Raw genomic sequence first — 11,088 nt, 5'->3', positions numbered from 1 at the left:
CATGGGAAAGGTGATCTGTGCCGGCCTCGGGCCCGGCGATCCCGATTTGATGAGCCTGCGCGCCCATCGGGCGGTGTCGGGTGCGCGCCGCATCGCCTACTTCCGCAAGAAGGGGCGGGCAGGCAATGCCCGGCGCATCGTGGAGGGCCTGCTGGCCCCGGGATGCGCGGAATATCCCATGGAATATCCCGTCACCACGGAGATCCCGTTCGACGATCCACGCTATGTGGATGCCCTCGCCACCTTCTACGACCAATGGGCGGCGCGCCTCGCGGACCTGGCTGAGGATGGCGACGTGGTGGTGCTGTGCGAGGGTGACCCCTTCTTCTACGGCTCCTTCATGCATGTCTTCATCCGCCTGCGGGGGCGGGTGGAGCTGGAGGTCATTCCCGGCATTACCGGCATGGCGGGATGCTGGAACGTGGCGGACCTGCCCTTCACCTGGGGCGATGACGTGTGCACCGTGCTCATGGGCACGCTGTCGGAGGAGGCGTTGGCCCATCACATGGCGGGGGCCGATGCCATCGTGGTCATGAAGACCGGCCGCAACCTGCCCAAGGTGCGCCGCGCGCTGGAAAAGGCCGGGCGCCTCGGCGAGGCCTTGCTGATCGAGCGCGGCACCATGCCCGGCCAGAGGGTGGTGCGCCTGGCGGAAGCGGACGTGGTCGACTGCCCCTATTTCGCGACTGTGCTGGTGGCCGGCAATGGTCGGCGGCCCATGGTGGCCGAATGAGCGGCTCCCTGCGCATCGTCGGGCTGGGGCCCGGCGCGCCGGAGCTCCTGACGCCGCAGGCGGAGGCGGCGCTTGGTGCCGCGACCGATGTCTTCGGCTATGCGCCCTATGTATCGCGGGTGGCGGCGCGGGACGGCCTTGTGCGCCATGCTTCCGACAATGGCGAGGAACTGATGCGGGCGCGGGCCGCGCTGGCGGCGGCGGCTGAGGGGCGGCATGCGGTGATCGTGTCGGGCGGTGACCCCGGCGTGTTCGCCATGGCGGCAGCGGTCTTCGAGGCGCTGGAAGAGGCGCCGGAATGGCGCGATCTCGACATCGCGGTGGTGCCCGGCATCACCGCCATGCTGGCAGCGGCGGCGACTGTCGGGGCGCCGCTCGGGCATGATTTCTGCGCGATCAACCTCTCCGACAATTTGAAATCCTGGTCGCTCATCGAACGCCGGCTAAAGCTCGCGGCCGAGGCGGATTTCGCCATCGCCCTCTACAATCCCCGCTCCAAGGCCCGGCCCGATGCGCTGGGCGCGGCTTTTGCGGTGCTGGCCGAGGCCGGGGCCGGGGACCGGCTGGTGATGCTGGTCAAGGATGCCAGCCGGCCGGGAGAGAGCGTGAGCATCGCGCCGCTGAGCGAGACCGATCCTCAGATCGTGGACATGCGCACCCTGGTCATCATCGGCAGTTCCGCCACCCGTCAGGTGGGCCGCTGGGTCTATACGCCGAGGCGCGGGCCATGAGCGCCCATCAGCCAGGCGAGCGCTTCCTCTACCGTCTCGGCGCGGGGGCGCGGCGGGATGGGGGGACGGGCGATCAGCGTCACGGGCAGGCCAAGCTGGCGCGCCGCCTCGATCTTTGCGCCCGCCTGGGGACCGCCCGCATTCTTGGACACCACCCAGGAAATGCCGTGGGCGCGCATCAGGGCGAGATCGTCTTCCAGGCTGAATGGCCCGCGCGTGGCGATGATGTGATGATCGGGCAGAGGCGGGGGGGAGCGGGGCGCTTCCACCATGCGCAGCAGATAGAAATGCTGGGGACGAGCCGCGAAGGCGCCGATATTCTGCCGGCCGATGGCCAGGAAGACTCGGTGCGGGGCCTCCGGCAGGTCCGCCACGGCCTGCGCCACGTCCTCCACAGGGCGCCACAGGTCCCCGGGCTGCGCCGTCCAGGGCTGGCGCTCCAAGGCGAGGAGCGGAATGCCCGTCTCGGCGGCTGCTGCCACCGCATTGCGGCTCATGCCGGCGGCGAAGGGGTGGGTGGCATCCACCATGTGGGTGATGCCCGCCGCGCGCAGATAGGCGATCAGCCCCTCCAGGCCACCGAAGCCGCCCACGCGGGTGGGCAGCGGCTGGGGGATGGGCGCATCGGTGCGGCCCGCATAGGAGAAGACCGCGTCCACGCCGCGTGCCGCCAAGGCCGCCGCCAGCCGGCTCGCCTCGGAGGTGCCGCCCAAAAGCAGGACGCGCATGCTCGTTTCCGTTTCCAGGCCCGGTGATCCCATGCAGCCCTGGCTCTCCCTTATCGGCATTGGCGAGGATGGCCTTTCCGGCCTGACCGCTGCAAGCCGCGCCGCGCTGGACGAGGCGGATATCGTATTCGGCGGCCCCCGTCACTTGGCCCTTGCCGGCGTGGGCGAGCGGGGGCAGCCCTGGCCCTTGCCGTTTTCCGTCGCACCGGTGCTGGAGCAGCGGGGGCGCAAGGTGGCGGTGCTCGCTTCGGGCGATCCGTTCTGGTTCGGTGTCGGGGGGAGCCTCGCGGCGCACCTTAACCCTGCCGAATGGCGCGCCTTTCCGGCGCCTTCAACCTTTTCCCTCATCGCCGCCCGCCTCGGCTGGCGGCTGGAGGAGACCACCTGCCTCGGCCTTCATGCGGCGCCCTTCTCCCGCCTGCGGGCGCATCTGTCCGAAGGCGCACGCCTCATCTGCCTGGTGCGCGACGGCGCAGCCGTGCGGGCGCTGGGGACGTGGCTGGACAAAAACGGGTTCGGTGCCAGCGCGGCGCACGTCTGCACCGCCATGGGGGGGCCAGACGAGCGGGTGGTGCGCTGCGTGGCGGCCGGATTGGCGGATACCCTGGCGGGTCCCCTCGTGGGAGTGGCGCTCGACGTGCGTGGCGGGCGCGGCCCCATCCGGGCCAGCGGCCTGCCGGACGAGGCCTTCAGCCATGACGGACAGATCACCAAGCGTCCAGTGCGCGCCTTGACCCTCTCCACCCTCGCGCCGCGCCGGGGCGAGCATTTGTGGGACATCGGCTCAGGCTCGGGCTCCATCGCCATCGAGTGGCTGCTGGCAACCGGACCCGGCGGGCGGGCCATCGCCATCGAACCGCGCGCCGACCGGGCCGCCACCATCGCCGCCAATGGCCGCGCCTTCGGCGTGGAGGATCAGCTTCAGGTGGTGGAAGGCAAGGCGCCGGAGGCCCTGGTCGCATTGCCCCTGCCACAGGCCGTGTTCATCGGCGGGGGCGGCAGTGCGCCTCTTCTGGAAGCGCTTTGGTCGCTCTTGCCCGCCGGCACGCGCATTGTCGCCAACGGGGTGACATTGGAGACCGAGGCGCTGCTCGCGGACTGGTCCGCCCGCCACGGCGGCACGCTCATGCGGATCGAATTGGCGCAGGCGCAGCCCTTGGGCGGCATGCGCGGCTGGACGCCGGCCCGTCCCATCGTGCAATGGAGCGTCGTGCGATGAGCGGGGAGGGGCGGGCATGACGGTGCATTTCATTGGCGCCGGGCCGGGTGCGCCCGATCTCATCACGCTGCGGGGACGTGACCTCATCGCGGCAAGCCCCGTCTGCCTCTATGCGGGTTCCCTGGTGCCGGAGGGCGTCCTTGCGCATTGTCCGCCGGGCGCGCGGATCGTGAACACCGCCCCCCTGTCGCTGGACGAGATCATCGGCGAGATGGCACGGGCGCATGGCGAGGGGCAGGATGTGGCCCGCCTTCATTCCGGCGACCTCTCCGTCTGGTCCGCCATGGGCGAGCAGGTGCGGCGGCTGGAGGCGCTGGGCATTCCCTATGATGTCACGCCCGGCGTGCCCTCCTTCGCCGCCGCCGCCGCCGTGCTTCGGGCGGAGCTCACGTTGCCGGGTCTGGCGCAATCGGTGGTGCTCACCCGCACCACCGGCCGCGCCACCGCCATGCCGGAAAGCGAGAACCTCGCCGCCTTCGCCGCCACCGGCGCGGTGCTGGCCATTCACCTCTCCATCCATGTGCTGGAGCGCGTGGTCAGGGAGCTGATCCCCCATTATGGGGAAGACTGCCCGGCCGCCATCGTCTGGCGGGCGAGCTGGCCGGACGAAAAGGTGGTGCGCGGCACGCTGGCCACACTGGTCGCCCAAGCGGGGGAGGGGCTGGACCGCACGGCGCTCATCCTGGTGGGCCGGACCCTGGGCACGGCTGCGTTCGGCGAAAGCCGGCTCTATGCTGACGATTATGACCGCCGCTACCGGCCGCGCGGCACACATCCGCGCTTTCCGGAGGCCGAGTGATGGGCAAGCCGCCTCCCGGCCTTCTGCTCGCCGCCCCCAGTACCGGCTCGGGCAAGACCACGGTGAGCCTCGGCCTTGCCCGCGCGCTCACCCGGCGCGGGCTCAAGGTGCAGCCCTTCAAATGCGGGCCGGATTATATCGACCCGGCCTTCCACCGTGCCGCCACAGGCCGTGCCTCCTTCAACCTGGACAGCTGGTCCATGCCGGAGGCGCTCCTCCAGGCGCTGCTGGCCAAGGGGGAGGGGGCGGACCTGGCGCTGGCGGAAGGCTCCATGGGCCTGTTCGACGGCGTGAAGGTCTCCGGCGCCCTGGGCACCGGGGCGAGCGCCGATATCGCCGCCTTCGCCGGCTGGCCGGTGCTGCTGGTGCTGGATTGCTCCGGCCAGGCGCAGACCGCCGCCGCCGTGGCCTGCGGCCTCGCCCGGTTTCGGCCCGATGTGGCGGTTGCCGGTGTCATCCTCAATCGGGTGGCGAGCCCGCGCCACGGGGATTTGCTGCGCCACGGCTTCGAGGGCACCGGGCTCACCGTGCTCGGCAGCCTCCCGCGGCGGGATGCCATCGCCTTGCCGGAGCGCCATCTCGGCCTCGTCCAGGCGGAGGAGACCGAGGCGCTCGACGCCATCCTGGACGGCTTGGCCGATCTGGTGGAGGGGCATGTGGACCTCGACGCGGTGCTGCGCGCCGCGTCCGCCGGGGCGCGGCCGCAGGCTCCCCTGGCGCGGCTTTCGCCGCCGCCGGGCCAGCGCATCGCCCTGGCGCGGGATGCGGCCTTCTCCTTCGTCTATCCCCATGTGCTGGAGGGATGGCGCGACGCGGGGGCGGAGATCCTGCCCTTTTCTCCCCTCGCCGATGAGGGGCCGGACCCGACGGCGGACGTGGCCTGGCTGCCCGGCGGCTATCCCGAACTGCATGCGGGGCGGATCGCGGCGGCCTGCGGGTTTCTGGCGGGTGTTCGCTCGTTCGCCGCAACGCGGCCCGTTCATGGGGAGTGCGGCGGCTACATGGTGCTGGGCGAGGCCCTGGTGGACAAGGAGGGCGTCCGCCATCCGATGCTCGGGCTGCTCGGGCTCGTGACGTCCTATCACCAGCGCAAGATGCATCTGGGCTATCGCGTGGCCGAGCTTCTCGCGCCCATCCCCGGCCATGACGCAGGCGCGCGTCTGCGCGGGCACGAGTTTCACTATTCCACCATCCTCGCCCAGCCGGACCCTCCGCTGGCCGAGGTCACCGACGCCGCCGGCGTGCCGGTGCCGGAGACGGGCTCCCGCCGAGGCCTCGTGAGCGGCTCCTTCTTTCATCTGGTGGCGGAGGCCCGATGACGCCGTTGGAGCAGATCGAGCTGATGCTCATCGGCATCGGCACGGGCGACCCCGACCATCTGACGCTCGGGGCCGTGAAGGCGCTGAAATCCGCCGATCTCATCCTGGTGCCGCTCAAGGGGCGGCAGAAGGCGGATCTGGCGGAGGTGCGCCGTGCCATCCTCGCCGAGCATGTCACCGACCCCGCTGTCCGCATCGCCGAATTCCAGATGCCGGTCCGTGACGCGGACGGGGATTATCGTGATGGCGTCGAGCGTTGGCACGATGCCATCGCGGAGGCCTGGCGGCAAGAGATGGTGGCGGGCCTCCAGGGGCGGGGAGGGCGCGTGGCGCTTCTGGTCTGGGGCGACCCGTCCCTCTATGACAGCACCCTGCGCATCGCCGAACGCCTGTCGGCCCTCCTGCCGCTGCGCGTCACGGTGGTGCCTGGCCTCACCTCGGTGCAGCTTCTCACCGCGGCCCATGGCTTGCCCCTCAACGACATCGGCGCGCCCGTTCTCATCACCACCGGCCGGCAATTGCGCACCGCCGGCTGGCCCGAGGGCGCCGACACGCTGGTGGTGATGCTGGACGGGGAAACCTCCTTCCAGAGCGTGCCGCCGGAGGGGGTGGAGATCTGGTGGGGGGCCTATCTCGGCCTGCCGCAGCAGATCCTCCTGGCGGGCCCCCTTATGGAGATGGGGCCGCGCATCGTGGACGAACGCCGCGCCGCGCGCGCGCGCAACGGCTGGATCATGGACATCTATCTGCTGCGCCGCTCAGGCCGCGCTCATGAGGCCGATGGCGGCGAGCAGGGCGGCGCCTAGGGCCATGGCGGTCACATAGAGGCGAAGGGCGCGGTCGAGGTCGGCGGGGACGGGATCGGGCGCCGCGCCATTGAGCCAGGGCTCCTGCGCGACCACGTGGTGATAGATGCGCGGCCCGGCGAGTCGCACGCCCAGCGCCCCGGCCATGGCCGCCTCGGGATAGCCGGCATTGGGCGAGCGGTGGCGATGACCGTCGCGCATCATGATCGCAAGGGCGCGAACCGGGCGCGGGGAGGCGAGGGCGAGCAGCAGCCCCGTTAGCCGGGCGGGGATGAGATTGACGACATCATCGAGCCGGGCCGAGGCCCAGCCGAAGGCCTCATGGCGTTCGGTGCGGTGGCCGATCATGGAATCCAGGGTGTTGACCGCCTTGTAGGCCGCAATGCCGGGCAGGCCCAGCACCGCCCCCCAGAAAAGCGGGGCCACCACGCCATCGGAGGCGTTCTCCGCCAGGCTCTCCATGGCCGCCCGCGCCACGCCCGCCTCGTCGAGCACGCTCACGTCGCGGCCCACGATATTGGCGACTGCGCGCCGCGCGGCCGCCAAGTCCCCCTGGCGCAGGGGGAGGGCGACGGCCGCCACATGGACATAGAGCGACCGGGTCGCCGCCAGCGGCCACGCGGCGATGCCCACCAGCATCATGCCCGCCCAATTCCAGCCAAGGATCTGCCCGACCGCCCGCTGCAGCGCATATGCAGGCAGGGCCGCCGCCAGCACCACCAGCATCAGCGTCACCACCCCCAACAGCCGCCGGCGAGACGGAGTGCCCTCATTCAGCCGCGCATCGAGCGTGGCGATGAGCCGGCCCAGCCACGTCACGGGATGGCCCACCCGGGCATAGAGGCGATCCGGCCACCCGACCGCGGCGTCGACGAGCAGGGCGATGAGCATGGCGAAGGCGAACACGATGGGCTCCTTGAGGTCGCGCCACCCCTTCTAGAACGCCATTCGCCGAGACTGAAACCATCTCAGCGGCAGGGGCGCACCGCACCTGGCAGTGCTCCTCCCTCGGGCCTGTGGCGCGGCCGCATGCCGGGCAAGCCGATCGCGTCACCGCCCCCCGGCGCGCACGGCCGTTCAAGAACTGCACCCCCGAGCGCGTCCGGCGGGTGGACCTCACCGCATTCATGCCAGCTTGGGCTGGCGCAATGTCGCCGGCATGCGCGACATGTACACCCCCAAACGGGTCGTCGGGGGCTGGACCTGCGTTGAACCGGCCCGTTTCCCGGAGCGGGCGGCACCGTTGGAGGTTTCAATGCGTGTGGCGTTCAAGGATGAGTCTTTCGCGTTTGAGTTCATCCGCAACCTCGGCTTCACCTATTATGGTGGTGCCGACCTCGGCGAGATGTTTGCGACGGCCGAGGACATTGTCGAAGGCGACCTGGAGAGCTGGTTCACCGCCTGGAACGCGCGTGGACGCCGGACATTGGAGCGGGCGCAGGCGTATCTCGCCGCCGGGCATCCCATCAGCGCACGTGAATCCTACCTGCGCGCCTCCACCTACTTGCGCATGGCGGAATTCTACCTGCACGGCGACCCGGACGATCGCCGCATCCTGGAGACAGCAAAAGCTTCGGCGAGCAGCTATGCGGAGGCTGCCAAGCTGATGGGCCCGACCTGGGAGCCTGTCGAAATCCCCTACGAAGGAACGACCCTTCCAGGCTATTTCTACAAGGCAGACGAGACCGGTCAGCCGCGACCGACCATCATCCTCCACGGCGGGTATGACTCCAGCCTTGAAGAGCTGTTCTTTTTCGGGGGCGCCGCCGCCGTCCGGCGTGGGTACAATTGCCTCACATTCGACGGGCCGGGCCAGGGGCTGCCGTTACGCGCGCAGGGCCTGGTGTTCCGGCACGATTGGGAAAGGGTCGTCATACCCGTCGTCGACTACGCGCTGGGGCGGCCGGACGTGGACGGCGGCAAACTTGGCCTGATCGGGATGAGCCTGGGCGGGTACCTTGCCGCCCGAACGGTGGCCTATGAGCAGCGCTTTGGGGCGGCTGTGTTCTTCGACGGCGTCTATGACTTCCACGCCGCCGTCGAGGGCGTCCTGCCCAAGGATGCGATGGCCGCCTACAGCAGAGGAGATAAGGCCGCGGGCGATCGGATCGTCCACGATCTGATGGCCCGGAACACCAATGTGCGCTGGGCGGTCGAGCAGGGGCTGTGGTCCTTCGGCGCCAGCAACATCCCGGACTATATCGAGAAGACCAAGTTGATGAGCATGGAGGGCCTCACGCACCTAATCCGCTGCCCGTGTCTGGTCCTGGAGGCAGAGAACGACCTGTTCTTCCGGGGCCAGCCCAAGCGGATTTTCGACTCTTTGCCGGGCGCGAAAACCTTCTACGCGTTCACCGCGAAAGACGGAGCCGAGAACCATTGCCAGTCCGGCGCGTTGGCCTTCAAGGATGAGGTGGTGTTCAACTGGCTCGACGACACGCTGAAGGCCGGCGTCCGTTAGTTCCGGTCCCCAAGCGGGCATGGACTGTCCCAGACCGCTTGTGACATCAGCTAAGTTATTGATTTTCTTAAATAAAAAAAGCCTTTCGGCTCTCGGTGCTATCGCAGGGGCCCTCAAAGAGGAACTGCGGCGCGCGGGGAACCCACCCGCCCAGGGCGGGGCGATCGGCCGTTCTCCAACAGTCCCGAAGCTTGCGACGTTGGCCCAGAGCGGCCACGGCAAATCTATCGTCGCTATCGCCAGCGCTTCACGTGGTCGGCCAGGGCCCGCAGCTTCGGGGCAAGGTTCCGACGGTTTGGGAAATACAGGAAGAAGCCCGCAAAGGACGGGCAATAGTCTTCGAGGAGAGGGACCAACTGGCCGGAGGCGACATAGGGCCTGAAGGTCTCCTCCATGCCGAAGGTTATGCCTCCCCCCGCGCAGGCGGTGCGGATCATCAGCCACATGTCGTTGGTGGTGATCTCAGGGTTCACGGCGACGTCGTACTCGCGCCCGTCTTCGCCGAACTCCCAGCGGTAGGGCGCCGTCTGCGGCGCGGGGCGCCAGCCGATGCAGCGATGCCGTACCAGTTCGGATGGATGCGAAGGCTTGCCGAAGCGCGCGATATAGGCGGGCGCAGCGACCACCGTCTGACGCTGCTCGCCCGACACCGGGATGGCGATCATGTCCTGGTCAATCACCTCGCCAAGCCGGACACCGGCATCATAGCCCTCCGCCACGATGTCGAACTCCTCGTCCGTGACGGTCACGTCGATCTGAACGGCCGGATAGGCGTCCGCAAATCCCGCCAGCAGCGGCCCTGAAATGAATCGCTCCGCGATCGTGGACACCGCCAGCCGCAAAAGGCCGCTCGGCGCGATGTCCCGATCCGCTGCCGCGTCCAGGGCCAGGCCGACCTCGGCGATGGCGGGCGCCACGCGCTGGAAAAGCTGCGCGCCGGCCTCGGTGAGGCTGACGCTGCGGGTCGTTCGCTGGATCAGGGCGACGCCCAGGCGATCCTCGAGGCGACGGATGGCCTGGCTGACCGCTGGCCGTGTCACGCCCAGGTGCTCGGCGGCCGCGCGGAAGCTTCGCAGTTCCGCGACGGTCAGGAAGACGGTGATGCCAGTGAGATCGACGGCCATTGGTAATCTGAAATTACCAGCTTGGTCACGATTGTGCAAGTTGTCCGCTCTCTGTCCGGCCTCTAGTTTTCGATCCTGGAATTGAGGATGGCCGAAAGATGACACTCGCGGACTACAGATTGCTGGGACGTTCGGGCTTGCGTGTTTCGCCGCTGAGCCTGGGGACCATGACGTTCGGATCGCAGTGGGGCTGGGGCGCGGATCGCAACGAGGCCCGCCGCATATTTGATCTCTACATCGATCACGGCGGAAACTTCATTGACACCGCGGTGAACTACACCAACGGGGAGGCCGAACGCTTCCTGGGAGAATTCGTCGGCGATAAGCGGGAGCGGCTCGTCCTGGCGACAAAGTTCACCATGGCCCGCGATCCCGGGAACCCCAATTCGGGCGGGAACCACCGCCTCAACATGGTGCGTTCCGTCGAGCAAAGCCTGCGGCAGCTTGCCACCGACCGGATCGATCTCGTCCATCTCCACGCCTGGGACATGACGACCCGACCGGATGAAGTGATGCGGGCGCTGGACGACCTCGTGCGCTCCGGCAAGGTCCTCTATCTCGGCATCTGCAATACCCCCGCCTGGCGGATCGCCGAGATGCAGACCCTCGCCGATATGCGGGGATGGTCGCCCTTCGTCGCCCTTCAGATCGAATACAGTCTGGTGGAGCGCACCGTCGAACATGAGCTCATGCCGATGGCCGCGGCGCTGGGGCTCGGGGTGCTCCCCTGGTCGCCCCTGGGGGGCGGCGTGCTCGCCGGCAAATACACCCCGGCGGACATCCAGGATTCACGGGAGGCCGCGGTGTCTCCCAGCCGCAAGGGCATCATCGCCTCGTCAGGTCATCTCACCGAGCGCGCGATCGCAATCGCGCAGGAGGTCCGCGCCGTGGCCGAGGACATGGGCGCGACGCCGCCCCAGGTCGCGCTGGCCTGGACGCTCGCCAACCCGACTGTCGTATCGCCTATCATGGGCGCCCGCACCATCGCCCAGGCGGAGGAAAATCTGGGCGCTCTGGATGTGACGCTGTCCCCGGAACAGCTTGCCCGCCTCAACCGGGTCAGCGAACCCGATCCGATCTTCCCAGCCCGCTTCGTCGAACGTCCCTTGGTTCAGCAGCTCATCTTCGGTGGAGCGTCCGTGGCGCGCCGCAGCTGACTCCGTAGAGC

11 protein-coding genes are annotated in these 11,088 nt (G+C 69.0%); 8 read left to right on the top strand and 3 right to left on the bottom strand.

Translation table 11 applies throughout. The features are described 5' to 3' along the window. Window position 1 precedes the first annotated feature (1 nt). Both ACT54L_RS06980 and cobJ read left to right on the top strand, forming a co-directional pair. The gene (locus ACT54L_RS06980; protein WP_476084818.1) at window positions 2-733 is read left to right on the top strand and encodes a precorrin-2 C(20)-methyltransferase; all 732 of its coding nucleotides are present in this window, start codon (window positions 2-4) and stop codon (window positions 731-733) included. Beyond that, entirely contained in the window at window positions 730-1,464 is a 735-nt protein-coding gene (cobJ, locus tag ACT54L_RS06975) for a precorrin-3B C(17)-methyltransferase (protein ID WP_476084817.1), read from the top strand. The genes ACT54L_RS06980 and cobJ overlap by 4 nt, the downstream gene beginning before the upstream one ends. On the opposite strand, the gene ACT54L_RS06970 is transcribed toward cobJ, so the two are convergent. Next, window positions 1,440-2,192 carry a cobalt-precorrin-6A reductase gene (locus ACT54L_RS06970; RefSeq protein WP_476084816.1) on the bottom strand — a complete coding sequence of 251 codons (753 nt, stop codon included), beginning with the start codon at window positions 2,190-2,192 and terminating at the stop codon, window positions 1,440-1,442. The two genes, cobJ and ACT54L_RS06970, sit on opposite strands and share 25 nt — an antisense overlap. Between ACT54L_RS06970 and cbiE the strand changes: the two genes are divergently transcribed. The 4 genes from cbiE to cobF are packed head-to-tail and all read left to right on the top strand — an operon-like array spanning window position 2,191 to window position 6,335. Then, entirely contained in the window at window positions 2,191-3,411 is a 1,221-nt protein-coding gene (gene cbiE, locus ACT54L_RS06965) for a precorrin-6y C5,15-methyltransferase (decarboxylating) subunit CbiE (RefSeq protein ID WP_476084815.1), read from the top strand. The genes ACT54L_RS06970 and cbiE overlap by 2 nt on opposite strands. Window positions 3,412-3,427: 16 nt before the next feature. After that, window positions 3,428-4,210, top strand: coding sequence for a precorrin-4 C(11)-methyltransferase (cobM, locus tag ACT54L_RS06960; RefSeq protein WP_476084814.1), 783 nt, complete (start codon window positions 3,428-3,430; stop codon window positions 4,208-4,210). Further along, a complete protein-coding gene (locus ACT54L_RS06955; RefSeq protein ID WP_476084813.1) occupies window positions 4,210-5,529 on the top strand; it encodes a cobyrinate a,c-diamide synthase in 1,320 nt (439 codons plus the stop codon). The genes cobM and ACT54L_RS06955 overlap by 1 nt, the downstream gene beginning before the upstream one ends. Further along, complete coding sequence (cobF, locus tag ACT54L_RS06950; RefSeq protein WP_476084812.1) at window positions 5,526-6,335, top strand: precorrin-6A synthase (deacetylating); 810 nt, start codon at window positions 5,526-5,528, stop codon at window positions 6,333-6,335. The genes ACT54L_RS06955 and cobF overlap by 4 nt, the downstream gene beginning before the upstream one ends. Here cobF and cbiB read toward each other — a convergent pair. Beyond that, window positions 6,288-7,244 carry an adenosylcobinamide-phosphate synthase CbiB gene (gene cbiB, locus ACT54L_RS06945; protein ID WP_476085178.1) on the bottom strand — a complete coding sequence of 319 codons (957 nt, stop codon included), beginning with the start codon at window positions 7,242-7,244 and terminating at the stop codon, window positions 6,288-6,290. The genes cobF and cbiB overlap by 48 nt on opposite strands. 346 nt (window positions 7,245-7,590) lie before the next feature. Here cbiB and ACT54L_RS06940 point away from each other — a divergent pair, with 346 nt between their 5' ends. Further along, a complete protein-coding gene (locus ACT54L_RS06940) occupies window positions 7,591-8,796 on the top strand; it encodes an alpha/beta hydrolase family protein (RefSeq protein ID WP_476084811.1) in 1,206 nt (401 codons plus the stop codon). Window positions 8,797-9,029: 233 nt separating this feature from the next. Here ACT54L_RS06940 and ACT54L_RS06935 read toward each other — a convergent pair whose 3' ends face one another. Continuing rightward, entirely contained in the window at window positions 9,030-9,920 is an 891-nt protein-coding gene (locus ACT54L_RS06935) for a LysR family transcriptional regulator (RefSeq protein ID WP_476084810.1), read from the bottom strand. Between the two features lie 98 nt (window positions 9,921-10,018). Between ACT54L_RS06935 and ACT54L_RS06930 the strand changes: the two genes are divergently transcribed. After that, window positions 10,019-11,077 (top strand): aldo/keto reductase, encoded by a 1,059-nt coding sequence (locus ACT54L_RS06930; protein ID WP_476084809.1) that lies wholly within the window; start codon window positions 10,019-10,021, stop codon window positions 11,075-11,077. The last annotated feature ends 11 nt before the right edge of the window (window positions 11,078-11,088 follow it).

The organism is Aquabacter sp. DMC10, assembly GCF_056314145.1.
Note: the sequence above shows the minus strand (reverse complement) of the source record. Positions and strands in the feature narration are given on the sequence as shown.